General features: G+C 72.0%; 21 protein-coding genes and 1 pseudogene. 10 read left to right on the forward strand and 12 right to left on the reverse strand.

What is annotated here, in order from left to right; all coding sequences use genetic code 11:
• Window positions 1-98 precede the first annotated feature (98 nt).
• The 5 genes from F9278_RS30090 to fahA all read right to left on the reverse strand — a co-directional run bounded on the left by F9278_RS30090 (window position 99) and on the right by fahA (window position 5,049).
• The gene (locus F9278_RS30090; RefSeq protein ID WP_152171115.1) at window positions 99-1,052 is read right to left on the reverse strand and encodes an ABC transporter permease; all 954 of its coding nucleotides are present in this window, start codon (window positions 1,050-1,052) and stop codon (window positions 99-101) included.
• Window positions 1,049-2,401, reverse strand: coding sequence for an ABC transporter substrate-binding protein (locus tag F9278_RS30095; protein ID WP_152171116.1), 1,353 nt, complete (start codon window positions 2,399-2,401; stop codon window positions 1,049-1,051). Before F9278_RS30095 ends, F9278_RS30090 begins: the two co-directional genes overlap by 4 nt.
• A 27-nt stretch (window positions 2,402-2,428) precedes the next feature.
• A complete protein-coding gene (locus tag F9278_RS30100) occupies window positions 2,429-2,656 on the reverse strand; it encodes a 4Fe-4S dicluster domain-containing protein (RefSeq protein ID WP_030379773.1) in 228 nt (75 codons plus the stop codon).
• Between the two features lie 59 nt (window positions 2,657-2,715).
• Window positions 2,716-3,516 (reverse strand): GntR family transcriptional regulator, encoded by an 801-nt coding sequence (locus F9278_RS30105; RefSeq protein ID WP_152171117.1) that lies wholly within the window; start codon window positions 3,514-3,516, stop codon window positions 2,716-2,718.
• A 264-nt stretch (window positions 3,517-3,780) separates the two neighbouring features.
• Window positions 3,781-5,049: a fumarylacetoacetase gene (gene fahA, locus F9278_RS30110; protein WP_152171118.1), complete on the reverse strand. Its 1,269-nt coding sequence runs from the start codon at window positions 5,047-5,049 to the stop codon at window positions 3,781-3,783.
• 190 nt (window positions 5,050-5,239) lie between these two features.
• On the opposite strand from fahA, the gene F9278_RS30115 reads away from it, so the two are divergent.
• The 3 genes from F9278_RS30115 to F9278_RS30125 all read left to right on the forward strand — a co-directional run bounded on the left by F9278_RS30115 (window position 5,240) and on the right by F9278_RS30125 (window position 8,797).
• Window positions 5,240-6,517 carry a carboxylate--amine ligase gene (locus tag F9278_RS30115; RefSeq protein ID WP_404818958.1) on the forward strand — a complete coding sequence of 426 codons (1,278 nt, stop codon included), beginning with the start codon at window positions 5,240-5,242 and terminating at the stop codon, window positions 6,515-6,517.
• A gap of 72 nt (window positions 6,518-6,589) precedes the next feature.
• Complete coding sequence (locus F9278_RS30120) at window positions 6,590-7,792, forward strand: NAD(P)-binding domain-containing protein (RefSeq protein ID WP_152171120.1); 1,203 nt, start codon at window positions 6,590-6,592, stop codon at window positions 7,790-7,792.
• A 198-nt stretch (window positions 7,793-7,990) separates the two neighbouring features.
• Window positions 7,991-8,797 carry an HAD family hydrolase gene (locus F9278_RS30125; RefSeq protein ID WP_152171121.1) on the forward strand — a complete coding sequence of 269 codons (807 nt, stop codon included), beginning with the start codon at window positions 7,991-7,993 and terminating at the stop codon, window positions 8,795-8,797.
• Between the two features lie 86 nt (window positions 8,798-8,883).
• On the opposite strand, the gene F9278_RS30130 is transcribed toward F9278_RS30125, so the two are convergent.
• Window positions 8,884-9,645, reverse strand: a complete 762-nt coding sequence (locus F9278_RS30130) for a LysM peptidoglycan-binding domain-containing protein (protein ID WP_152171122.1) — start codon at window positions 9,643-9,645, stop codon at window positions 8,884-8,886.
• 745 nt (window positions 9,646-10,390) lie between these two features.
• On the opposite strand from F9278_RS30130, the gene F9278_RS30135 reads away from it, so the two are divergent.
• From F9278_RS30135 to F9278_RS30155, 5 genes are all read left to right on the forward strand, one after another.
• Entirely contained in the window at window positions 10,391-11,401 is a 1,011-nt protein-coding gene (locus F9278_RS30135) for a polyprenyl synthetase family protein (protein ID WP_152171123.1), read from the forward strand.
• A 191-nt stretch (window positions 11,402-11,592) separates the two neighbouring features.
• Window positions 11,593-12,330 (forward strand): DUF3455 domain-containing protein, encoded by a 738-nt coding sequence (locus F9278_RS30140; protein WP_152171124.1) that lies wholly within the window; start codon window positions 11,593-11,595, stop codon window positions 12,328-12,330.
• Between the two features lie 223 nt (window positions 12,331-12,553).
• A complete protein-coding gene (locus tag F9278_RS30145; protein WP_152171125.1) occupies window positions 12,554-13,912 on the forward strand; it encodes a LolA family protein in 1,359 nt (452 codons plus the stop codon).
• A gap of 121 nt (window positions 13,913-14,033) precedes the next feature.
• Window positions 14,034-14,978 carry an ABC transporter ATP-binding protein gene (locus F9278_RS30150; RefSeq protein WP_152171126.1) on the forward strand — a complete coding sequence of 315 codons (945 nt, stop codon included), beginning with the start codon at window positions 14,034-14,036 and terminating at the stop codon, window positions 14,976-14,978.
• The gene (locus tag F9278_RS30155; RefSeq protein ID WP_152171127.1) at window positions 14,965-15,903 is read left to right on the forward strand and encodes an ABC transporter permease; all 939 of its coding nucleotides are present in this window, start codon (window positions 14,965-14,967) and stop codon (window positions 15,901-15,903) included. The genes F9278_RS30150 and F9278_RS30155 overlap by 14 nt, the downstream gene beginning before the upstream one ends.
• Before the next feature lie 22 nt (window positions 15,904-15,925).
• Here the strand turns inward: F9278_RS30155 and F9278_RS30160 are convergent, their stop codons facing one another.
• The 4 genes and pseudogenes from F9278_RS30160 to F9278_RS30170 all read right to left on the reverse strand — a co-directional run bounded on the left by F9278_RS30160 (window position 15,926) and on the right by F9278_RS30170 (window position 19,221).
• On the reverse strand, window positions 15,926-16,573 hold the full coding sequence (locus tag F9278_RS30160) for a flavodoxin family protein (protein WP_152171128.1): 648 nt from the start codon (window positions 16,571-16,573) through the stop codon (window positions 15,926-15,928).
• A 143-nt stretch (window positions 16,574-16,716) separates the two neighbouring features.
• Window positions 16,717-17,688, reverse strand: coding sequence for an amidase family protein (locus F9278_RS49065; RefSeq protein WP_450373566.1), 972 nt, complete (start codon window positions 17,686-17,688; stop codon window positions 16,717-16,719).
• A pseudogene (locus tag F9278_RS48855) lies at window positions 17,662-18,276 on the reverse strand (amidase family protein); the annotation flags it as partial. The gene F9278_RS49065 and the pseudogene F9278_RS48855, both read right to left, overlap by 27 nt.
• 420 nt (window positions 18,277-18,696) lie before the next feature.
• On the reverse strand, window positions 18,697-19,221 hold the full coding sequence (locus F9278_RS30170; protein ID WP_152174217.1) for a DUF6668 family protein: 525 nt from the start codon (window positions 19,219-19,221) through the stop codon (window positions 18,697-18,699).
• 324 nt (window positions 19,222-19,545) lie between these two features.
• On the opposite strand from F9278_RS30170, the gene F9278_RS47525 reads away from it, so the two are divergent.
• Window positions 19,546-19,878, forward strand: a complete 333-nt coding sequence (locus F9278_RS47525) for a lysozyme family protein (RefSeq protein WP_226967027.1) — start codon at window positions 19,546-19,548, stop codon at window positions 19,876-19,878.
• A 447-nt stretch (window positions 19,879-20,325) separates the two neighbouring features.
• On the forward strand, window positions 20,326-22,851 hold the full coding sequence (locus tag F9278_RS30185) for a tetratricopeptide repeat protein (protein ID WP_152171130.1): 2,526 nt from the start codon (window positions 20,326-20,328) through the stop codon (window positions 22,849-22,851).
• Between the two features lie 104 nt (window positions 22,852-22,955).
• Here the strand turns inward: F9278_RS30185 and F9278_RS30190 are convergent, their stop codons facing one another.
• Window positions 22,956-23,933 (reverse strand): M28 family metallopeptidase, encoded by a 978-nt coding sequence (locus F9278_RS30190; RefSeq protein WP_152171131.1) that lies wholly within the window; start codon window positions 23,931-23,933, stop codon window positions 22,956-22,958.
• Window positions 23,934-24,053: 120 nt separating this feature from the next.
• A complete protein-coding gene (gene rarD, locus F9278_RS30195; protein ID WP_152171132.1) occupies window positions 24,054-25,025 on the reverse strand; it encodes an EamA family transporter RarD in 972 nt (323 codons plus the stop codon).
• Window positions 25,026-25,198: the final 173 nt, after the last annotated feature.

Consider the following 25,198-nt stretch of genomic DNA (forward strand, 5'->3'; position numbering starts at 1 on the left):
GCTTGTGGTCCGCCAGCTTGTCGTCCGCCTGCTCGCCGTACGCCAGCTTGTCGTCCGCCTCGCGCGTCGGTGTCTCCTCACGGGTCTGGGCCCGCGTCTCAGACGAGGTGCTCATCACGTGCCTCCTCGGCCTCGGCGGTGGTGGTGACGGTGGTGACGGTGGTGGCGGAAGCCGGAGCGCCCGGTGCCGCCGCGGGCCGGGGCACCCGGGGGCGCGCGGCGGGGGCGTACGACGTGCGCGGGAGCCAGTGGGTGAGCCGGCGGCCGAGCAGTTCCACGGCGGTCGACGTCAGCCAGCCCAGGACGCCGATCGTGGCCATGCCGACGAAGACACCCGGGTAGTTGACGACGGTGTAGTCCTGCCAGGTGCGGTAGCCGACGCCGTACTGGCCGGAGATCATCTCGGCGGAGATCACACAGATCCAGGACACCCCGATGCCGACCGACAGGCCGCCGAAGATGCCCGGCAGCGCGCCAGGCAGGACGACGGAGGCGAGGATCCGCCACCGGCCGCCGCCCATCGTGCGGACGGCCTCCTCCCACACCGGGGTCAGCGCCCGTACGGCGTGCCGGGTGGAGACCAGGACCGGGAAGAACGCGGCGGTGAAGGTGATGAAGACGATGCCCTGCTCGTTCGAGGGGAAGAGCAGGATCGCGACCGGGACCAGGGCGATCGCCGGGATCGGGCGGATCACCTCCAGGACCGGGCCGAGCAGGTCCTCGGCGAGCCGGGACCGGGCGATCAGGATGCCGACCGCGACTCCCAGCACCGCCGCCAGCAGGAAGCCGGTCAGGATGCGGGTGAGGCTGTCGGTCAGGTCCGTCCAGTAGTCCGGCCCGGAGACCCGGTCCGCGAAGGCGTGCGCGACGTCCGTGACCGTGGGGAACTGCGAGAACCGCAGCCAGACGTCGACGTCCAGGCCGGTCAGCAGCTGCCAGAGGGTGAGGGCCGTGACGAGCGACAGGGCGCGCAGGGCGTAGCGGGTCGCGGGCGGCCGGGAGCCGGGCGCCCGCGTGCGCGGGCGGCCGTCGGCTTTGGCGGGGCGGCTCACGACGCCCGCTCCAGCGCGGCGGCGTAGGTGACGACCTCGGCGCCGTCGTGTCCGGCGAGGTACGCCCGAGCGGTGGCCGGGGCGACGAAGGGAAGGAGCTGGTCCCCGTCGGCCACCCACACCGCCTTGTCGGCGAACCACTGCGTGCCGGTCGTGGCGTCGGGGACGTACGCGGCACGGATCGCGTCCTTGTGTCCGGCGACGTAGGCGAGCAGTTCCGCCGGTGTCCCGAAGGACTTCGTCTCGGTGGCGTCCTTGGGCCAGACCTCGCTGGCCGCCGGGGCGGGGACGGCGGCGAGCTGCTTGTCGTAGGCCGCCGTGCCGAGCGCCTTGCGGACGTAACGGTCGTCGACGAAGGCGTCCACGTCCACGTCGCCCGTCAGCTTCGCGGCCTTGAGGATCGGGACGTCCTTCTTCAGGGCGGCGGTCAGCGCGGGCTTCAGGGCCGGGTCGAAGGTCGCGATGCCGTGCGCGCCGTTGTAGAGGTAGACGACCTCGGCGGGCAGGCCGGTGGCGTCGGCGACCTTCTCGGCGGCCTCCACCGGGTGCTCGTTGAGATAGTCCGTGGCCTTGGCCTGGGCCTTGAGGAAGGCCTCCAGCACGGCCGGGCGCCGCTTCGCGAAGTCCTCGCGGGCGGTCACACCGTGGAAGGTGGGAAGGTCGAGCTGCGCGCCGTCGTACAGGGCCTTCGCCTTGCCCTGGTACGTCAGCAGACCCGGCCACGCCACGAACTGCGACAGCGCGTCCGCGCTGCCCCCGGAGAGCGCGGAGGCGCCGACGGCCGGCTGCTGGTTGAGCTTCTCGATGTCCTTGTCGGCGTCGAGACCGGCGTCCCGCAGCGCGCGTACGAGGGTGCCGTCGGCCGCCGAACCGACGCTCGTCGAGACCTTCTTGCCCTTGAGGTCCTTCAGCGTGCTCAGCTTCGAGTCCGGGGCCGTGACGATGGTGTTGAGGCCGCCGCGCAGGTTGTAGCCGGTGGCCGCGACCAGCCGGGTGGGCTTGCCGAGCTGTTTGCCTCGGGCCGCGTTGAGCAGCAGCGGGAAGTCGCCCATCGAGCCGATGTCCATCTTCCCGGCGGTCATCTGGGCGGTGATGGGGGCGCCGGTCGCGTAGTCCTGCCAGTCGACCTTGTACGTGGTCTTCCCGCCCAGCGCGTTCAGCTCGTCCTCGAAGTAGCCGAGGGAGCGCAACAGGGTGCCGGCGGTGACGGTGTTGATGGTCTTGGACTGGTAGCCGACGGTGACGGTGACCGTCCCGCCGTCCGCCGCGGTGTCACCGCCGTTGCCGCAGCCGGTCAGGGCGAGCGGCAGCAGGAGGGCGGCGCTGGTGGCGACTGCTTTGTGTTTCATGGGAGTTCGGGCCTCTCACCGGAGCGTTCAGCGGAGCAGGTAGGGCATGTTGACCGTGACGGCGCCGGTGGGACAGCGGGCCGCGCACGGGCCGCAGTACCAGCACTCGTCGACGTGCATGTAGGCCTTGCCGTTGCTCTCGTCGATGGCCAGGGAGTCCAGCGGGCACATGTCCACACAGAGGGTGCAGCCGTCGATGCACTTCGACTCGTCGATGGTCACGGGCACGTCGGCCCGCTGGGGCGCCAAAGCCATGGCTGTCTCCAGGGAGGGGCGGAACAGAAAGGGGGCTCTACGGGGTCGCTACGGGGTCGCTACGACCGGTGCAGCAGGCCGCTCATCGTGATGCGGTCGCCGCGGAAGCGGATGAACTCCAGGTCGACGGGGCGGCCGTCGGCGAGGTGGGTGAGGCGTTCCAGCATCAGTACGGCCGAGCCGCGGGGTGCTTCGAGTACGGCGGCGGAGTGGGTGTCCGCGTTCACCGCCTCCAGGGTGATCTCGGCGTGGCCCAGACGGCGGCCGGTGATCGTCTCCAGCAGACGGAAGACATCGGTGTTCTCCAGATCGGCGCCGAGCAGGGCCGTGCCGATGTCGAGGGTGCCGAGGGCGAGCGGGATGTAGGTGAGGTCGAGCGAGAGGGGGAGGCCGTTGAGGCGGCGCAGACGTTCGATGTAGAGGACGTCGGTGCCGGGTGGGAGGTGGAGGCGGTCGGCCACGGGGGTGGGGGCCGGGGCGGGGCCCATGGTGCGGACCTCGTTGGTGACCGTGCCGTGTTCGCGGAGGGTTTCCGCGAGGCCCATCAGGTGGTCGAGGCCGTGGGGGTACTTCCGGGCGACGACGACGGTGCCCACGCCGGGGAAGCGTTCCACGAGGCCTTCGGCGCGGAGCAGGTCCAGGGCCTCGCGGACCGTGTTGCGGGTGGCGCGGTAGTCCGTGGCGAGGGTGGACTCGTGGGGGAGGGTGCCGTTCTCGAAGCCGTCGGTGAGGAGTTGGCGGCGGAGGAGATCGGCGAGCTGCCGGGCCTGGTCCGCGCGCAGCCGGCGCCGCGCGCGGTGGGCGGCGACGGTGGTCGCGCCCTGGCCGGCGTGGTCCCGGATGCGGTCGGTGGGTGGCATGTTTCGAACCATACCGAGATGGTGGGGAAAGGAATGTTGCGGGAGTGTTGCGCCATGTGGGGTGGTGGCGATCAGGGGTTTGAGCTGGGGTTTCGCGGTGGTGTGAGCAAGATCTGCCACCGGGGTGTCCAGTGGGTGGGAACGGCGTGCCGGTGGCTGGGATGCAACCGCGCCCCTTCAGGGGCGCGGGGAACCGCGCGAGCAGCCACGACGCACCGCATGCCGCCCACGACACCGCACCCCTACGGCGAGCAGGCGCCCGCGCTACTCCCGGGGGGCCACCCTCCCCGTCACCTCACCCAGTCCCACCCGCGTCCCGCCCGGTCCCGGGGCCCACGCCGTGAGGGTCACCTCGTCGCCGTCCTCCAGGAACGTCCGCTTGCCCGACGGGAGGTCGAGAGGGTCCCGTCCGTTCCAGGTCAGCTCAAGGAGGGAGCCCCGTTCGCCGGGGGCGCCCCCGCTGACCGTGCCGGAGCCGTAGAGGTCGCCCGTGCGCAGGGAGGCGCCGTTGACGGTCATATGGGCCAGCTGTTGCGCGGCGGTCCAGTACATCGTGGTGAAGGGCGGCTCCGAGACGACGTGCCCGTTGACGGCGACGGAGATGCGCAGGTCGTAGCCGCCGGGGTCCACGTCCGGCGCCGAGTCGTCCAGATAGGGCAGCAGCGCGTGCGTCCGCTCCGGCGGAGCCACCCGCGCCTCGTCCAGCGCGTCCAGCGGTGTGATCCAGGCCGAGACGGAGGTGGCGAAGGACTTGCCGAGGAAGGGGCCGAGGGGGACGTACTCCCAGGCCTGGAGGTCGCGCGCCGACCAGTCGTTGAGGAGGCAGATCCCGAAGACGTGGTCGCGGAACTCCCCCAGCCCCACCGGACGGCCCTGCTCGGAGGGCGTCCCCACCACGAAGCCGACCTCCGCCTCGATGTCCAGACGGACGGACGGGCCGAAGACCGGCGCCGGGTCGGCGGGTGCCTTGCGCTGCCCGGACGGCCGTACCACCTCCGTGCCGGACACCACGACCGTGCCGGACCGGCCGTGGTAACCGATGGGCAGATGCTTCCAGTTGGGGGTCAGCGGGTCCGGGGAGTCGGGGCGGAAGATCCGCCCCACGTTCCGCGCGTGGTTCTCGGAGGCGTAGAAGTCGACGTAGTCGGCGACCTCGAAGGGCAGATGGAGGGTCACGGCGGACAGCGGGTGGAAGTGCGGGGCGATCGTCTCCCGGTGCGAGGGCACCGTCAGCCAAGCCGTGAGCGCCCGGCGCAGGTCCGACCAGGCCGTGCGCCCCGCCGCCAGCAGGGGGTTCAGCGTCGGGTGGGCGAGCAGCGCGGCGTACGGGGAACCGAGGGCGTGGGCCGCCGCGGCGGCGTCCAGGACATGGTCCCCGAGACGGACCCCGACCGTACGGGCGTCGGAACCGGCGGCGGAGAACACGCCGTAGGGGAGGTTGTGCGGGCCGAAGGGATGGCCCTCCGGGACGGCGAAGGGGTGGCCCTCGGGGACGGCGAAGGGATCGCCTTCGGGGACATCGAAGGGGGGCATCGGGTGGTGCCTCGCTCTCGTGCGTTCCGTCGTTCCTCTGGTCGCGGCACACGTTACGGGGAGGCGCGGAGATCGGGGAGTGTCTAAAGAGTTCGTAATGTCCTGATAGGGGAGGGTCGGAAGGAAAGGTTCCGGCTTAGCGTCCTCTGGGGGACGCGGACGGGGTGGGTCCGTCCGGTAGGGGGGACACGTGGGGGGACCCGTGGCCAGGGGTACTTGGGGTGCGCCGGTACAGGCGGACCGAAGCGTTCCGGGGCTCGTGGTGAAGCTCGGCGACTATCCGCTGCACCATGGCGGCGTCGGAGCCATCCGCAGCCTGGGGCGGCTCGGAGTGCCGATGTACGCGATCACGGAGGACCGGTACACACCGGCCGCCGTCTCGCGCTATCTGCGGCGCGCGTTCGTATGGCCGACCACCGGGACGGAGGAGCCCGAGTGGTTGGTGGAGGGCCTGCTGCGCATCGGGCGGCGGATCGGCCGTCCCGCCGTGCTCATACCGACCGACGAGGAAGCCGCGGTGCTCATCGCCGAGCACCAGGAGGAACTGGCGACCCGGTTCCTCTTCCCACGCGTCGACGGGAAGCTCCCGCGCCGCCTCGCCAGCAAACAGGGGCTCCACGAACTGTGCGTGGAACACGGCATCGCCAGCCCCACCAGCTCGTTCCCGCAGTCGTACGACGAGGTCGAACGGTTCGCGGAGCGGGCCCGCTTCCCGGTGGTGGCCAAGAACCGGGAGGCGTTCGAGCGGCGCAGGCAGCCCGCGGTGAACGGCACGACCCGCATCGCCGACCGGGAGGGGCTGCTGCGGCTGGCCCGCGGCTGGGGCGACCGCCCCGGGGTGATCCTCCAGGAGTATCTGCCCCGGGAGGACGCCGAGGACTGGATCGTGCACGCCTACTTCGACGCGGACTCCGCACCGCGCGCGATGTTCACCGGGGTCAAGGTGCGGTCGTGGCCGCCGCACGCGGGGATGACGGCGAACGCGTACGTCGTCGACAACCCCGAACTCGCGGACATCGCCGCCCGGTTCATCAAACAGATCGGGTTCGCCGGTGTCATCGACCTCGACCTGCGCTTCGACCGGCGGGACGGGCGGTACAAGCTGCTCGACTTCAACCCCCGGATGGGCGCGCAGTTCCGTCTGTTCGAGAACGAGGCCGGCATCGACGTCGTCCGCGCCATGCACCTCGATCTCACCGGACGGCCGGTGCCGGAGGGGGAACAGCTCGCCGGGCGCCGGTACATCGTGGAGAACATCGATCTGCCGGCGCTGCTCGCCTACCGGCGCAGCGGATACACCACGCCGCACGCGCCGGCGCGCGCGAGCGGTACGGAGCTGGCGTGGCTCGCGGGCGACGACCCGCTGCCGTTCCTCACGATGCTCGCGCGCTTCGTACGGCCGGGCGCGAAGCATCTGTACCACCTGTGGCGGACCAACCGCCTCGGCAACGGGCGTGTGCGGCCCTAGCCGTACACGCGCGGCGTGCAAGCAGCGGGAAAGGCACACGAAGTAGGCAAGACGCGTCCTGGGAGGGACTTCGTGATTCAACCGGTAGCAGTCATCGGTGCCGGGCCGTTCGGTCTGTCGACCGCCGCGCATCTGCGCGCGCACGGCATTCCGGTCCGTGTCTTCGGTGAACCCATGGTGAGCTGGCGGGACAACATGCCCGCCGGAATGCTTCTCAAGTCGACCCCGGCGGCATCGAACATCGACGCCCCGCAGCCCGGTCACACCCTCGCCGACTACTGCGACGCGGCGGGGATCCGGCGGCTGGTGACGGACGAGGACATCATCCCCGTCGAGACCTTCATCGCCTACGGGGAGTGGTTCCAGCAGCGGCTCGTGCCCGAGCTGGAGCGGGTACGGGTGGTGTCCGTGGACCGGAACAAGGGCGGCGGCTTCGAACTGAAGCTGGACTCGGGGGAGTTGTTCGCGGCACGGGCCGTCGTCGTGGCGAGCGGGCTGTTCGGGCTGGCGCATCTGCCGGCCGAACTGGCGGGCGCGGCCGTGGACGGACCCACCCCCACGGGGCCCGTCTCGCACAGCTCCCAGCACGCCGAGCTGGACCGGTTCAAGGGCAAGGACCTGATCGTGGTCGGCGCGGGACAGTCCGCGCTGGAGACGGCGGTCCTGGCGGCCGAGGCCGGCGCGCGGGTGCGGGTGGTCGCGCGCGGCCGGGGGGCCGTGGCGTTCGGCGCGCCCCCGTGGAAGCAGCCGAGGCTGCGCCCCGAGTCGCCGTTCGGGCGGGCCTGGTCGCTGTGGGCGCTCAGCTACTACCCGCACCCGTACCGGTATCTGCCCGCCGCCACCCGGCACCATCTGGTCCGCCGGGTGCTCGGGCCGCTCGGCGCCTGGTGGTTGCGCGAGCGGTTCGAGGGGCGGGTCGAGGCGCGGGAGGTGGCGCGGGTGGTGCGCGCCGGGGTCATCGACGGGCGTCCGCATGTGGTGGTGCGTGAACAGGACGGGCGTACGGGGGAGTTGGGCGCGGACCATGTGATCGCGGCGACCGGGTATCGGGTGGACCTCGGGGCGATGGGGTTCCTGGGGCACGAGCTGCGTACGGAGTTGGGGGTGAGCCGGGGGACGCCGGTGCTGGGGGCGGGGTTCCGGTCGTCGATACCGGGGCTGTACTTCACGGGGTTGCCGGCGGCGGCGTCGTACGGGCCGGTGATGCGGTTCGTGTGCGGGACGGAGTTCGCCTCGCCCCGGTTGGCTCGGCATCTGGCTGTGGCGCACGGGTGAGCCCGGGTTGCCCAGGGGCGCGGGGAACTGCGCGACCAGCCCCCACCGGACCCGCACCCGGACAGTGACCCCTCCGCCTCGCTGAACCCCCGTTCGGGCAAAGCATGTTGACGTACGGGACGTGCGGGGCGGTCGGGGTGCCGGACGGCGTCCGGTTCGCGTCGAACCGATGGGGCGTGGCATCCGTATTCTCTGATCATGGCCGCTCCCACCGCATATTCACTCATCGCCACTGACCTGGACGGAACGCTCCTGCGCAGTGACGACACACTCTCCGACCGGTCCCTCGCCGCGCTGGCACGGGCCACGGAGGCCGGTGCTCAGCACCTCGTGGTGACGGGACGGCCGGCGCCGAGAGTGCGCCCCCTCTTCGACGACCTCGGCAGCAGGGGGCTCGCGGTGTGCGGACAGGGCGCGCAGTTGTACGACCCCGGCGCGGACCGGCTGCTGTGGTCCGTCACCCTGGACAGGGATCTCGCCGAGACCGCGCTCGGCAAGATCGAGGCGGAGGTCGGACAGGTGTACGCCGCCGTGGACCAGGACGGGGTCGACGGCCTCACCCTGATCGAGCCGGGCTATCTGATGCCGCACCCCACGCTGCCCGCCGTACGCGTACCGCGCCGGGACGACCTGTGGTGCGAGCCGATCAGCAAGGTGCTGCTGCGCCATCCGTATCTGTCGGACGACGAGTTGGCCTCCGCGGCCCGGATGGCGGTGGGTTCGCTGGCGACGGTCACCATGTCGGGGCCCGGCACCGTCGAACTCCAGCCATGCGGCATCACCAAGGCCACGGGGCTCGCCCTGGCCGCCGATCATCTCGGGCTGACCGCGGAGCGGACCATCGCCTTCGGGGACATGCCCAACGACATCCCGATGTTCGACTGGGCCGCGCACGGGGTCGCGATGGCCAACGCCCACCCCGAACTCAAGGCCGTCGCCGACGAGGTGACCCTCTCCAACGAGGACGACGGGATCGCGGTGGTGCTGGACCGGCTGTTCCGCTGAACAGACGTTCCCCTGGGCCCGCCGGCCCAGGGGAACGAGTGTGGAGCGCTGTGGAGCGATTCGGAGCGATGCCGAGCCTGTGGGGCTCAGTACGCGCCGAACACGTTGTCGATCGAGCCGTACCGGTCGGCGGCGTAGTTGCACGCCGCGGTGATGTTGGCGACCGGGTCGTACGGGTCGTACGGGGTGCCGGAGACGTGGTACGCGGCGAAGGTCGGGTCGATGACCTGGAGCAGGCCCTTCGACGGGGTGCCCGCGGCGGCGTTGGAGTCCCAGTTGTTGATGGCGTTCGGGTTGCCCGAGGACTCCCGGATGATGTTGCGGTAGATCCCGTCGTACGTCCCGGGAATTCCCTTTTGCGCCATGATGTCCAGCGACTCGCGGATCCAGCCGTCGAGGTTGTTCGCGTATGTCTTGACCGAGGCCTGGGTGGCCGTGGCGGTCCCGGCGGCCTTCGTGGTCGACGCCTTCGAGGCGGTGGCCGCCTTCGCGCCGTTCAGCTTCAGCTTCAGGCCCGGACGGATCAGCGCCGGGTTGTCGCCGACGGCCGCGCGGTTGTCCTTGTAGAGCCGCTGCCAGCCGCCCTTGGTGTGGTGCGCGCGGGCGATGGAGGACAGCGTGTCCCCGGAGACCACGGTGTACGTCGTGGACTTGGCCTTCGCCGCGGCCGGCGCCGACTGCGGGGCCGCCTGGACGGAGGTGGCGGCCTGGGCCGGGGTGGCGGCGCTCGCGGTCGTGGCGACCGTGAGCGGGAGGGCCAGCGCGGCCCCGCCCGTTCCGGCGGCGACGATGCCACGGGTCAGCGCGTTCCTTCTGGTGGTACGACGGTGTTTGCCTCGTGCGGGCATGGCGGATTCCTCTCCGTCGCCTGCGAGGTGAGCTGTCGGGTTCGGGCTGGAGATGCCCGGCCACGCGCGTCGTCCCGGCGGTCGCTGTGCGTGCCGCGTCCGCTGGGCGTACTGCGTGTGGCTTCACCCCGAGCCGGTCCGGTGGGGAAATCTCGGACCGGCGCCTACCTGGGTCCCCCGCTCCTGCCGTGCGTGGATGAGTGGTGATGGGTGGGGAGTCCGGGGCGGCGGCAGGATTCGGCGGTCCGTCCGGACGAGGTGTGAACGTATGCGAGAGCACACGATCCGAACAAGTCCTGGTTTGGCGGTTTGGTCTAGTTGACCTTGAGTTTGGTGTGATTCGGTGGCAATTGGCGATGTTGATTTCCGGGTCAACTTGCCTACCGCAAAGGGAAAGTCGCCGCTGTGGCGGAGGGGTGGGCCGTGCGGAGCGGGTGACTCAACTCACGGGAGGAGTCGGATGAAATGAAGAGTATGCGGCAAATAGGGCAACTCGGTCCCGCTGTTCACGGGCGTCCCCGGGCGACGGACGGGTACCCGGGGCGGGCCTCGCGCGGATGCCGTACGCGCCTGGACGCGTGGGCGCTCGTGGTGATCGAAAGGTGACCGGATACGCTGACTCGGGTGATGACGGCGACAGATCGACAAACTTTGTCATCGACCGTGAGAGCGACCCGGACCGACCGCGTGACCGACCATGTGACCGTGTGACCGTCAGTAGGCGTCAGCAGACAGGAGAACCCTCGTGACCGTCGTCGAGCCGTTTGGGCTGAGCGCGCGGGACCAGGCTCTCGAAGCCGATGTCCAGGCCGGAATGGCGGCCGTCGAGGCAGGTCTGCTGGAGGCGACCAAGAGCGAGGTCCCCTTCATCCAGGAGGCCGCCCAGCATCTGCTGCGGGCCGGCGGGAAGCGGTTCCGGCCGCTGCTGGTGATGCTCGCGGCACAGTTCGGCGACCCGTACGCGCCGGGTGTCGTGCCCTCGGCGGTGGTGGTCGAGCTGACGCATCTCGCGACGCTGTACCACGACGACGTGATGGACGAGGCCGAGGTGCGCCGGGGCGTGCCGAGCGCCAACGCCCGCTGGGGCAACTCCCTTGCCGTGCTCACGGGTGACTTCCTGTTCGCCCGCGCCTCGCACGTCCTCGCCGACCTCGGCCCCGACGCCGTCCGCATCCAGGCCGAGGCGTTCGAACGGCTGGTCACCGGACAGATCCTGGAGACCGCCGGACCGCGCGACGGACGCGACCCGATCGAGCACTACCTCGATGTGCTGGGCGGCAAGACCGGCTCGCTGGTCGCGGTCGCCGGACGTCTCGGCGCGCTGATGGCGGGCGCCGACGAGACGGTCGTCGATGTGCTGACCCAGTACGGCGAGCGGCTCGGCATCGCCTTCCAGCTCGCGGACGACTTCCTCGACATCGCCTCCGACACGCACGAGTCCGGCAAGACACCGGGCACGGATCTGCGTGAGGGCGTGCCGACCATGCCGGTGCTGCGGCTGCGCGAGCAGGCCGGCCGGCTCGGGCTGCCGGACGACATCGCCCTGTGCGAACTGCTCGACTCCGACCTCACCGACGACGCCCGGCACGCCGAGGCGCTGGCCCGGCTGCGCGTCCACCCCGCCCTGGAGCAGGCCCGCCGCGACACCATCCGCTACGCGGAGGAGGCGCGGGCCACGCTGGCACCGCTGCCCGAGTGCGACGCGAAGGCGGCGCTCGTGGAGCTGTGCGACGCGGTGGTCCACCGCGCCGGTTAGACACCTCAGGGACCTCAGGGACCTCAGGCGCCCCGACTCCCCGGGCCCGTCCGCAATCTGGGGGCGGGCCCGATTTGTTGTGTGACCCAGATCACTTCCTTGGACTGAGTCCAGATTCAGATCCACTCCGTATCAACGCCCGGAAGCTGACGCGGGGGGCGTTAGCTGAGTTACGGGGAGAAAACGGAATCATGGGATCTTTCATTGCATACGCCTCGCGTCGTAAGGGTCTGATCGTCTCCGGCATCGCGGTGGCCACCGCGGCCGGTGTCGCCGCCGCCGTGATCCCGGCGGTCGCCGACAGCGGCAGCCGCGGGGGCGGCGGGCAGGAGATCGCCGTACGGCACGGCGGGCACACGGGTGCGGGCGGCGGCCTCTTCGGCGGTGCCGGCACCGGGCGGGGCGGGACCGTCCTCGCCGCCAACCTGCACACCGCCCAGTTCCCGGGCGGGGCCGTCCGCGGCCAGTTCCACAAGGTGACGACCGACTTCGACTTCCGGTACGCCCTGCGCAACTTCCAGGCGTCCGTGGTCCGGGGCAAGCGGATCTACGAGTGCGAGAAGGCCGAGGGCGGCGGCTACGCCTTCGTCCAGCGGGACGTCTCCGCCGTGCTCGGCGGCCGTATCGCGCACTCCTTCGTGAAGCCCGGCTGCGGTACCCCGCAGTGGATCGCGCCCGACCGCAGCGCCGTCACCGGCTCCCTCATCTCCAAGTCGCCCAACGGCGACGGCAACATCCCCGAACTGGACCTCAGGGCCACGCAGTCCGGCAAGCACCGCGGGCTGCTGGCGAACACCGCCGAGATCCTCCGGCTCAACACCGTCGGCGGCGTGGCACCGGCCGGCTCCTGCGCACCGGGCACGATCGTCGGCGTCCCGTACCAGGCCGACCACGTGTTCATCAACGCCGGCAACGCCCTCCACAACTAGAGAGGCTGTTCGATCGGCGGTGTCTCCCCCCGGCGACCCCTACGGGTCGGGGGGAGGTACCGCCCCGTCATGTCATCCCGTAGCAGTACACGGAGTTGAGTCCCGAGTCTGACGATTCATGGCGGCCGATTTGGTCAGATGGGTATCACCACTCCTCACCGATTCGGGTGAGAATGGCGGCTACCGACCAGACGCCGCCGCCGACGACGGAGGTAAGGCACACATGGCACCGTACGAAACCGACGACAGCGCCCGGTCCGGCGACGCCGCCGCGCTCGCGGCCGAGGCCGAGGAGATGCGCTCGGCACGGCGACGCAGGGCCGCGCGGTACGTCGTCCCGGTCACCGTGCTGGGCTTGGCGGCCGCGACCATCGGGCTCGTCCCGGCCTTCGCCGGCTCCGGTGACCCCGATCTGCCGAAGATCAGCGCACAGGAACTCATCGAGAAGATCGCCGCCTCGGACGTCCAGCAGGTGTCCGGCACGGTGAAGATCACCACGGATCTGGGCCTGCCCGACCTGGGCGGTCTCACGGGCGGCCTGGCCTCGCAGGCGCCCTCCGGGGGTGACGGCGGATCGGCCGCCGACCCCTCCGCCAAGCTCCTCGAACTCGCCACCGGCACCCACACGCTGAGGGTCGCCACCGACGGCCCCGACAAGCAGAAGCTGTCGCTGCTGGACGAGGCCGCCGAGTACAGCGTCATCCACAACGGCGACGAGCTGTGGGCGTACGACAGCGCCTCGAACGAGGTCTACCACGCGACCGAGGCCGGCCCCGACGGCGAGGGCGAGGGCAAGGGCAAGGACAAGGGCGGCGAGGGCAAGGACCGGCAGGGGCCGGAGGATGTGCCCGCCACACCTCAGCAGCTCGCCGAGGAGGCCCTGAAGGCCGTCGACGACACCACGTCCGTGACCGTCGACGGGACCGCGCGGATCGCCGGGCGGGACGCGTACAAGCTGGTGATCAAGCCCAAGCAGTCCGGTTCGACGGTCGGCGCGATCTCGATCGCCGTCGACGAGAAGACGGGGCTGCCGCTGAAGTTCACGCTCACCCCGGCGAGCGGCGGCGCGGCCGTCGTGGACGCGGGCTTCACGAAGGTCGACTTCGGCAAGCCGAGCGCCTCGACGTTCGACTTCACCCCGCCGAAGGGCGCGAAGGTCACCGAGGCCGACGAGGTCGAGAAGTCGGGCCACCACGAGTCCGGGTCCGGCGACTCCACGTTCGAGGGTCCCGGCAAGGGCGGGGCGTCCGAGGACGGCAAGGGGCCGAAGGGCTCCGGGGCGTCCGAGGAGGAGTTCGCGAGCGGGCTCGACGGGCTGAAGACCATCGGCAAGGGCTGGAGCACCGTCGCCGTGTTCGACAGCGGCGCCGAGGGCGGCCTGCCCACCGGCGGCGACTCGTCCGGCGACGCCCGGGTCGACGGATTCCTGAACTCCCTCGGCGACCAGGTCAAGGGCGACTTCGGCTCGGGTACGGTCTTCAAGACCCGGCTCGTCAACGTCCTCTTCACCGACGACGGCAAGGTGTACGCGGGTGCCGTCACCAAGGACGCGCTGGTGAAGGCGGCCGACGCGGCGAAGTAGCGGCAGCGAGGCAGCCGCGGGCGGACAGCGACAGGGAAGCGGCAGGGAGCAGCAGGACCGATCGGTGGGCCGGGGCGGCGAGATGGCCGTTCCGGCCGACCGGCCGTACCCGAGGGGAGTCATGAGCGACGCGGCCATCCACACCCAGGGGCTGACCAAGACCTTCCGCGGCGGCCAGGTCGCCGTGGACCATCTGGAACTCACGGTTCCCAGCGGCAGCGTCTTCGGCTTCCTCGGCCCGAACGGCTCGGGCAAGACCACCACCATCCGCATGCTGATGGGCCTGATCGAGCCGACCTCGGGCACCGCGCAGGTCCTCGGCCTGCCCATGCCGCGCTCCACCCGGACCGTCCTCCCGCACGTGGGCGCGCTCATCGAGGGCCCCGCGCTGTACGGGTTCCTCTCCGGCCGCGACAACCTGCTGCGCTACGACTCCGCCGACCCGACCGCCGACCCGCGCACCCGGCGTACGCGGGTCGCCGCCGCGCTCGACCGGGTGGGGCTCGCGGCAGCCGCGGGCAAGAAGGCGAAGGCGTACTCGCTGGGCATGAAACAGCGGCTGGGCCTCGCGGCGGCCCTGCTCCAGCCGCGCCGTCTCCTCGTCCTCGACGAGCCGACGAACGGGCTCGACCCACAGGGGATGCGTGAAATCCGTTCCCTGGTACGGGAGTTGGCGTCCGACGGCACCACCGTCTTCCTCTCCTCGCATCTCCTCGACGAGATCGAGCAGGTGTGCACCGATGTGGCCGTCATGGCGAAGGGCCGGCTCCTCACCCAGGGCCCGGTGGCCGAACTAGCCGCCGGCGCGCGGGGCCGGCTGGTCGTCATCACCCCCGACCTCGCGGACGCGGCCCGGGTGCTCAAGGAACAGGGCGTCGGGGACGTGGTCGTCACGGAGGGGGACCGCGTGACCGCCGAACCGCCACCACCCGACCGCGACCTCGCCGAACTCAACGCCGCACTGGTCACCGCGGGCGTCCGGGTCCGTGGCTTCGCCCTCGAACGCGCCTCCCTGGAGGACGCGTTCGTGGCGCTCACGGGGGAGGGTTTCGATGTCGCGGGCTGAGACGACCGAGGCGGGCGAGGTAAGTAGGGCGACCGGGACGGCCGGGGTGGTGGCGGCCCGGGAACCGAGCCTCGTGTGGACCTTCGGGCTGTTCCGCAACGAACTGCTGACGACCTTCCGGCGCTGGCGGACCATCGCGCTGCTGGCCGTGCTCGCGGCGGTGCCGATCCTGGTCGGGCTCGCGGTGTGGATCGAGACGGGTGACGGCTCGTCGGCGGGCGGCGGACCGGGCGGTGGGGGCGGCGGTGGTGGCGGGCCCGCGTTCATCGCGCAGATCACCAACAACGGGCTGTTCCTCGTCTTCACGGCCCTGGCCGCGACGCTCCCCTTCTTCCTGCCGATGGCCGTCGGTGTGATCGCCGGGGACGCGATCGCGGGCGAGGCGAACGCGGGCACGCTCCGCTATCTGCTGGTCTCGCCCGCAGGCCGGACCCGGCTGCTGCTCACCAAGTACGCGACGGTCATGACGTTCTGCCTGGTCGCGACCCTCGTCGTGGCGGCCTCCGCGCTGGCGGTGGGGGCGTTGCTGTTCCCGCTCGGGGATCTGACGACGATCTCCGGCACCCGGATCGGCTTCGCCGAGGGACTGTGGCGGGCGCTGCTGATCGCGCTGGCGGTGGCCGCGTCACTGATCGGGATCGCGGCCCTCGGGCTGTTCGTCTCCACCCTCACCAACAGCGGTATCGCCGCGATGGCCACCACGGTGGGGCTCCTCATCACCGTGCAGATCCTCGACCAGATCCCGCAGCTCGACGCCCTCCACCCGTACTTCTTCTCCCACTACTGGCTCTCCTTCGCCGACCTCATGCGCGAGCCGGTCTACTGGGAGGACCTGCGACGCAACTTCGGCCTCCAGGCCCTGTACGCGGCGGTGTTCGGATCGGCGGCGTGGGCGAGGTTCACGGCGAAGGACATCACGGCGTGACACGACACGCTCAGGGGCGCGCTCAGTGGCGCGCTCTGGCGGCGGCCTCGTCGGAGTCGTAGGGGAAGCGGGCGAACGGCGCTTCCCGGGGCTCGGTGAGGAACGTCTTCGCGCGGGTCAGGGCGGCCGTGTCCCGGAGTACGTCACCGGGCTTGCTGCCGTTGCCCAGCAGCACTCCGCCGATGGGGGTACCTCCCACGCCCTTGAGGCAGTGGGGGAGCATGCCCATGTACGCGGCGGAGTGGTTGAGCGTGCCGATGAGGGGCTCGGCGATCTCCTCCTCGTAGTGGGCGAGCGCGGTGACACCCCGGAGGGTGCGGCCGGCCATGTTCTTCTTGAAGTCGAGCCCGGGGGTGCGCAGCCAGCCCGACCAGTGGTCGAGATAGCGCTTCACGTGGGCCGACACGGAGTACCAGTACAGCGGCGACACGATCACGAGGTCCGTGGCGGCGAGCGTGGCGTCCAGCAGCAGTGCCCGGTTGTCGCCCGCCGGCCGTACATGGTCACTGTCGTGCCGCAGGTCCTCGAAGTCCGGCAACGGATGCTCCGCGAGATCCAGCCAGCGCTGCTCGACCCCCTCGGGCAACTGCTCGGCCGCCGCGCCGGCCAGCATCTCGGAATTACCGCCCGGCCGACTGCTGCCGAGCACGCAGAGAAAGCGGCGGGTCATGGGGTACCCCCTGGGGATGCGGGTACGCGGGTGCGAGGCGGGTACGCGGTGCTGCGGGTGTGCTGCGGGTGCGCGGCGCACGCTGATTACATGCATGGGCAATATATGCGCACGCATGCGATGTTGAGGGGGTGTCGGGGGTGTCACGCCGACGGGGCGTGGACCGCTTCGGCGGCCTCGGCCACGCGCAGCAGCAGCTCCTCCTCGCCGTGCCGGGCCACCAACTGCAGCCCGACCGGGCAGCCGTCGGGGTCGACACCGGCCGGGATGCTCATCGCCGGGTGACCGCTGAGGTTGAACGCCCAGGTGAGGGACGTGGAGTAGCGGTCGCCGGGGCCTTCGTGGCCGTGCGGGGCGTTGGGTGTGGTCGGGGTCAGGATCAGATCGGCCTCGGCGAAGAGCGCGGCGAGCCGCCGGTCGTTCTCGGCGCGGAGGTCCTGGGCGGCGCGCGGGTCGGTGTCCGGTGCCGGCGTGGCGCGGAGGGCGAGCCAGGCCGGGGCCGGGTCCCGCAGGCACAGGGTGTCGTCCGTTCGCCGCACGAGCAGCCGTACGACACCCGCGTCCGCGAGCCGCAGCACGGCGTCATGGGCGATCGCGGCGGGTCCGGAATCGATATCGGCGAAGCCGAGGTCGGCGGACCAGACGGCGAGGGGCGGAGAAGGGGCGTGGGGCGGGGACGGGGCGTGGTCGGGGGCCGGGAGACGGTCGGCCGACGGGGGTGTGGTCGGGGTCGCTGAGGGCGTTGACTCGGGCCGGGCCGGGCGGGTTGATTCAGCGAGGCGGGCCGGCTCCTGGGCATCGCTCGCTCGGGCCGCGCGTGCCTCGACCGCGCGTGCCTCGGCCGCGCGGGTCGGGTGCGCGGCGCCGATCCCAGCCGTACGGGTCGCTCCGGCCGTCCCGGCCGTCCCGGCCGTCCCGGCCGTCCCGGCCGCTTCGGTCGCCCCGGTTCCGGCCGTCCCGGCCGAGACCGGCGTCTGTCGGCCGCGTCGGCCGCTGTGCTCCTCCCTGCTCCCGCTGACGGCGCTCCCGCTGACTGCCCCTCGGCCCAGGCCTTCCCGACCGGTGTTTCCCTCGCCCCCGTCCGCCGGGCCCTGTGAGGCGTCCGCCGCCGCCACGCAGCGCCAGTACGCCGTCGCGTCCGAGGCGTGGCGGGTGAGGACGCCGGGGGCGGCGAGGCCGGTGCGGTCGGGGGACGGCAGGTGGCCGTTCGTGGTCTTCAGGCCGACCACGCCGCACCACGCGGCCGGGATACGGACCGAGCCGGCGCCGTCCGAGCCGGTCGCCATCGGCACCAGGCCCGCGGCCACCGCCGCCGCGGACCCGGCCGAGGAGCCGCCCGGCGTCCGGTCGGCCCGCCAGGGGTTGACGGTCCGGCCGCCGGACCCTTGGCCCCAGGTCTGCCAGGGCGTACCGGGGCCGGGCACCGACGTCGCCCCCACGGGCACGCACCCGGCCGCGACCAGCGCCCGCGCCGCCGCCGTACGCCGCCCGTTGCGCCCCTTCACCCCGATCGGCACCCCGGCCAACGGCAACCACTCACCCCCGGCGACCCGCGCATCCACCTCCCCCGCCCACGCCAAGGCCTCCTCCGCCCACACCTCGACGAACGCGCACAGCACCGGCTCGACCCGCTCGATCCGGGCGAGCGCCGCCGCGACGACCTCGACGGCCCGGAACTCCCCTCCACGCACACCGGCGGCGATCCGCTCGGCGGAGAGGGACGGGAGGCCGCCGGGTGAAGGAGGGCTGAGGGAAAGGCGGTCAGGTGGGAAGCCGGCGTCGGGGAGGGTGCCCGGCGTCGGTGAGTAGGAGGGGGGTGAGGTGCGCGGCTGCATGGCCTTCTCGGGTTGGTCGAGCTGGGTACGCCGGGCCGGCCGGGATCGTTGGGACGCGTCGAACCTGCCGGGTTTCCTGGGAGCTGGGAGCTGGGAGCTGGGGGCGGCCCGTCGATGGGCCCCGGCCGCGGCGGGCCCCGCCCCACCCGTTCCCGCTCACTCCACCGATACGGCGCCTGGCGGCGTCCGCGACTGGATCGCCGTAGATCAGCCCCCTCGTTCAGCTCGTCGGTGGCCACGGCCGGCGGTCGGGGGTCGGGGGAGGGGCGGCGGCGTACAGGGCGCTGCTCATGGGGTCCGCCCGGTCAGTCGGGCCAGTGCCGCGCTCTCCCGGGGCGGCGGGCCGGTGAGATCGCCGGTGCGCCAGGCGGGCACCCAGGGCACGCGGTAGACGTCTATGACGGAACCGATCACCTTCACGCGCTGCACCAGCTGCCGGGGCAGCCGGCCGGGCGCGTCCGCGACCAGCACGATCGCGTCCAGGTCGAGCCCCGGCGGCGCGTCGCCCCGCCGGAAGATGTCCAGGGTGTGCGAGACCGCGTCGAGCCCGGCGGCGTGCGTCCGCCCCACCAGGAGCACCGACGCCGGTTCGCCGTGTTCCGGTTGAGGCCAGTTGCGGCCCGCGTCATGGCCGCCGAAGACCGTCGCGAGGGTGGTGGACCCGGCGCCGCCGTGCGTGGCGACCCATGCGAACCGCCGCGCGCTCGCGGTCGCCCGGGGCGGCGGCTCCGGTGGCCGCGCCGCCGGCTCCGTCACCGGCCCCCGCACCCAGATCTCCGGCCCGGCCGCCGCCTGTTCCGTGTCCGGCCGCATCACCGCATCACCGCTCTCCACATTCTCAGTCTCCGCCGTTGATCACAGCAGTCTTCCTGAGTCCTGTGCACCTGTTGTACGCGCCCACCCTCTGATCCTCACGGCCCGTGGACGGCTTGGGAATCGGGACGTGAGTTCCTGCGACGAGCCTGTGACGCGCCGGTGACGCGCGGAACGCGCGGGAGCGGAGAGACTTGTCCGACTGGACCCAAGTGGCAGGAACACGACCGAAGTTCGGCACCGACGTTCTTCACCGGATTTCACGGTCCCGCCACTTCGACGCTGAGCTGAGGGGAGCAGATGTCCAACGGGGGAGGGGCCGTCATGACCGCAGCCGGCGGCGGCCTCGACTCGGACCAGGTGCCGGCCGAGTACATGCCTTGGGCGCTCAAGGCGGACGCCATGTGCGACGTCATCGAGCCCGCCGTGAACGCCGCGCGGATCGAGGCCGATTCGGACTGGAACCCGAACGCCAAGTCCCCGGTCGCTGCCGAGTGGTTGAGTCGGTTCATGCCCGGCACCTGGGTGAGCCGGGACCGAGCAAGCACATGCACCTCACCCTCGGGTCCGCTACTCGACGGGTGCCCAGCCCTTCGTCGAGGTGATGCGGAAGGCACCTGCGTCAACCCGGTGCCATGGTTGGGGTTGCAGGGATGACGCGGGCGGCACGGACGGCATGGACGAGGCGAACGGCGAGGCGGGACACTGAGGTGAGGAGGGGAACGAGGGTGGACACGAGGCGCGCCGCGCACGGCCCACGCGGGATGCGTGTCGGGCGTGACGAGCGCGACAGGTGGTACGGGGCCGGCGTCGGTGGCCTCGGCAGGGAGGTCCGGCGGGCGGTTCGGCGAACGGTCGTGGTGGCGCCGACGACCGGGACCGGCCCGCAGGACACGGTGTACGTGAAGCTGGTGCGTTCGGGCAAGGGCGAACCATGGCGGGTGGAACCATGGCGGGTGGAACCATGGCGGGTGGACGAGGTGCGTACGGTGGAGGCAGCGGTGTCCGCGCCGGAGGGTTCCAGCGAGAACACCACGGAACGCCGCCCCCCGACCACTCCCGCTGCTTCCCCTTCCCCTTCTGCCCGACCCGAGTGAGGGAACGATGACTCGACTCAGCCGCGAACAGAAGCGGGAACTCAAGGAACTCAAGCGCGCGGGGCGTGCGTCGGCGGGGCTGACCCCGATCGACGTACGGGTCTCCGCCGAAACCGGTGCGACGGTCGGCGGTGTGCCGGTGCCACCGGCCGCCGGGGAGTCCCCCCATACCGCCGCCCTCGACTACCTCCACCGCCTGGCCCTCGCCACCGGCCACCCCGTCCTTGCGATGGTCCACGACGAACGCATCGGCTACGCCGTCCCCCTCCGGATCCACGTCGACGGCTCCAGCCACTACGCCGGGGAACCCGTACGGGTGGGCGAGCCGAGGGGTTTCACGGGGGCTGCGGGGAGCGGCACGGCACGAGTGGGCGAGCACCCGGCCCCCGGGACGGGCGGCTACTCGGTCGCCGGAACGAGCCCGGGGGCCGCACCGCAGCCCGCCGAGCCGCCGGCCCCCGCGCGAGGCCCGCGCCGGGACAGGCCGACCCATCTACTGCGCTCGGTACCGGAGTCGGCGGCGCACTCCGGGGCACAGGCGCGCGTTCAAGAGCAGCCGAAGCCGGAGCCCAGCACGATGAGGCTGGCAGCAGGCAAGGCGATGCCCTCGGCGGAGCCGGTCGCTCCGGCGCCGGAGCCGCAGCGGCCGAAGCGAGAGCCGAGCACGCTTCCGCTGACGGCGGCGAAGCCGACGCCCGGAGCCGCCTACCCGTCTGAAGCCCCGCGCACATCTGAAGCGGCGCCCGCTTCCGAGTCCACGCGCACGCCTGAGTCCACGCGCACGCCTGAGTCCACGCGCACGCCTGAGTCCACGCGCACGCCTGAGTCCACGCGCACGCCTGAGTCCACGCGCACGCCTGAGTCCACGCGCACGCCCGCGTACGCACCCGAAGCCGCACACGTGCCTGCGCAGGCGCCCGAATCCGCGCACGGCCCCGCGCCCGCGCCCGCGCCCGCGCCCGGATCCGCGTACGCACCGGAGGCCCGGCGCACGCCGGAGGCGCCCGCTGCCGAGGCCAAGTCGGACCACTCCCCGGCGGAACCCGCGCCCGCTCCTGTCCCGGCGGCGAAGCGGGAGCCCCGGACGATGCCGCTCACGGCGGCGAAGGAGGAGCAGGACCAGTCGGCGGGCCCGGCGGAGTCGGCGCCGTCGCCGGGCAGGGTCCCGCCGTCGACGTTCGTGCTGCGAGCGGTGCCGGAGCCGAAGGACGGGCCACTGGCCCGCCCGACCCGCACCCCGGGCCTCCCGCTGACCCTGCCGGGCGTTCAGCCGGCCCCGGACGGCACCCCCTCCTCACCCGAGCCCGCCCACGACGCCGCTCCGGCCGCTCCGGCCGCTCCGGCCGCTCCGGCCACCCCGGCCACCCCGGCCACCCCGGCCGGTACGGTCTCGCCCCCGACGGGCGAGTTCGGCCCGGCCATGGACATCGAACCGCACGCGGCCCGAACGACCTCTGAGCCCTGGCACCAGGACCGGGCCACGACCGCGTCCGACCCCTCGCCCTACACCCCGCCCCCGCCCCCGCCCCCGGCCCCGACCTCCCTGGAACCCCGGTCCTGGCCTCCGAGCCAGTCCCAGTCCCCGGCGCCCGTACGGGACTCCGCCCACGCCCCCGGTTCCGAAGAGCCGACTCCGGAGCGGGTGACCACCGGCCAGGAGCGACACCCCTGGCTCCGCAACCAGCCCCCGGCCCACCCCGCCGCCCACGCCCCGAGCCTTGAGCCGTACCCGGAGCCACAGCACACCTCACAGCCGCAGACCTGGCTTCCGGCGCCTGCACCGGCCCCGGAATCGGCCCCCGCCTCGCTGGAGCCCCAGCCGTGGCCGCCGACACCCGCCCCGATGCCCGTCCAGGCACCGCCACCGCCCGCCGCTCCGACCCCCGAACCCGCCCCCGAACCCGCGCCCCCCGTCCTGGCCCCTCCGGAGGAGTCCGCCACCGACGCCTACTCCGCCCCGGAGTGGAAGGTGCTGGAAGAGGACAACACCCCGAAGCCCGCGCCGGTACGGGAGTTCGACGCGGTCGCGGAGGCCGTGCTGGACACGGCGGAGGAGGACGGCGGTACGCCGTCACCGTTCGCGGAGTCCATGTCGCGGATCAACGAGGCGGTGAAGCTGGGCCGTATCCAGGAGGCCGCGGAGATGGCCGAGCAGACCGTCGCACAGGTGACGGCGGCACTGGGCCCGCAGCACCCCGAGGTCCTGAAAATCCGCGAACTCACCGCGTACATCGCCTACTTGGCCGGTGACGCGCTGCGCTCCTTCCATCTCTCCCTCGACCTGGCCGGCCTCCGCCACCGGCTGCGCGACCAGCGTGCCGCGTACGGCAACATCCAGAGCGCGGCGGCGGCCTGGCGCGCGGTCCGCGACCCGCTCCAGGGCCTGCATCTGGGCCGCGACCTGATCGCCGTCTGGACCGACCTGGCCGCCGACGAGGGCCCCGCCGCCGACGACCTGGAACAACTGGAGAAGGCCCGCACCCGCATGACCCGCCTCACCGAACGGGCCCGCGCCCTGGACTCCGCCCCCTGAAGAGCAGGGGGCGCAGCCCCGGCTCTTCAGGGGCGCGGGGAACTGCGCGAGAAGCCCCACACAGCCGCACCCGAAGGCGCACCCAGAACGACGAACGACCACTCCTACTCGGACAGCTCCCACACCGCGTACGCCAGCGCGTCCCCGTTACGGTCGAGCGCCGTGTCGTTGATGTTGGACGTGGTGTCGCACGAGGAGTGGTAGCAGCGGTCGAAGGCCTGGCCGGACGTACCGCCCCACTTGGCGACCTGCGCGGCCGTCTTCGCCCGGCTCGCCCCGGTGAAGAGCCCGCCCACGGGAACGCCCGCGCTCTTGAAGGGCGCGTGGTCGGACCGGCCGTCACCCTCGGTCTCGATCTCGGTCGCGACGCCGATCCCCGTGAAGTAGTCCTTGAAGGTCTGCTCGATGACGGGGTCGTCGTCGTAGACGAAGTACCCGGGGTTCGGCGAGCCGATCATGTCGAAGTTGAGGTAGCCGCTGATCCGGGCCCGGTTCGCCGCCGTCAGGTTGTTGACGTAGTAGCGGGAGCCGACGAGGCCCAGTTCCTCCGCGCCCCACCAGGCGAACCGCAGATGCTTGGTGGGCTGGTAGTTCGTGCGGGACACGGCCAGCGCCGCTTCCAGTACGGCCGCGGAACCCGAGCCGTTGTCGTTGATGCCGGCGCCCGTGGTGACACTGTCCAGGTGTGAACCGGCCATGACAACCTGATTGGTGTCGCCGCCGGGCCAGTCCGCGATCAGGTTGTAGCCGGTGCGACCGCCGGACGTGAAGGTCTGGGTGGTGGTGACGAAGCCCGCCGCGTCGAGCTTGCCCTTCACATAGTTCAGTGACGCGAGGTAACCGGCGCGGCCGTGCGCCCGGTTGCCGCCGTTGGCCGCGGCTATGGACTGGAACTGCGTCAGGTGTGCCTTGACGTTGGCCACGGGAAGGTCGGGAGCGGCGGCGATCGCGGCGTCCCGGGCGGCGACCGCCTTGTCCGGGGCGGGTGCCGCCCCCGCCATGGACCCGCCGGCGAACAGCGTGGCCATCGCGACGGCGGCGGCGACGGTGGCGCGTCCCGTGGCTGGAACAGAGAGCTTCATAGTGGGGGGCTCCGAATTCCATGGGGAACGCCATGGACATCACTGTTGATGTGTCCATGGCGAACCCGGTGAATGAGGTGCCTGGATGGTGCGGCGAGGACTGACTCTCCGTCAAGGGTGCTATTTGGCCAGCGGAAAACGCGCCTCGGTGACGTCGCCGGTGTCGGTGACGTCGGCGACCAGCTCCGCCATCCGCCGCCGCGCCGACCGTGCCGTCCGCAGCGCGTCCCAGGTCAGCAGCGACAGCGCCAGCCACACCAGGGCGAAGCCCGCCCACCGCTCGGGGGGCATGGCCTCACCGAAGTACCAGACGCCCAGCAGGAACTGGAACACCGGCGCCAGATACTGCAGCAGCCCCAGCGTGGACAGCGGCACCCGGATCGCCGCGGCCCCGAAACAGACCAGCGGCAGCGCGGTCACCAGTCCGGTCGCCGCGAGCAGCAGCGCGTGCCCGGTGCCCTCCGGCCCGAAGGTGGCGCCACCGCGCGATCCCAGCCACAGCAGATAGGCCAGCGCGGGCAGGAACTGGATCGCGGTCTCGGCGGCCAGCGACTCGACGCCGCCCAGGTTGACCTTCTTCTTGACCAGCCCGTACGTGGCGAAGGAGAAGGCGAGACAGAGGGAGATCCACGGCGGGCGCCCGTACCCGACGGTGAGGACGAGGACGGCCGTGAAGCCGACGCCGACCGCCGTCCACTGGACCGGGCGCAGCCGTTCCTTCAGCAGCAGGACGCCGATGGCGATGGTGACGAGCGGGTTGATGAAGTACCCGAGGGAGGCCTCGACCACCTGGTGCGTGTTCACGGCCCAGATGTAGACGCCCCAGTTGACGGTGATCACCGCAGCCGCGACCGTGACCAGTGCGAGCCTGCGCGGCTGCCGTATCAGCTCACCGGCCCAGGACCAGCGCCGCAGCACCAGCAGCAGCACGCCGACGACCGCGAGGGACCAGACCATGCGGTGGGCGAGGATCTCCACCGCGCCGGACGGCTTCAGCAGGGGCCAGAAGAGCGGGACGAGCCCCCACATCCCGTACGCGGCGAAGCCGTTCAGCAGTCCTATCCGGTGTTCGCCCCTCGACTGCGCCGCCACGGCCCCTCCTCCTCGCCCGGCCGCGCCACCGCGACCCCGAACCTCAGCCTCCCGAAGGTAACGCCGAGCACCCCCGGGTGTCATGCCCGTATCGGGATACGGTCATGACAGTCGGGGGTGAGGCAACAGAGGGGAAGCAAGGGACACCGACGGGACCGCGCGACCCCGGGGGC

The sequence above is a fragment of the Streptomyces phaeolivaceus genome, assembly GCF_009184865.1.
GTDB classification, from domain to species: domain Bacteria; phylum Actinomycetota; class Actinomycetes; order Streptomycetales; family Streptomycetaceae; genus Streptomyces; species Streptomyces phaeolivaceus.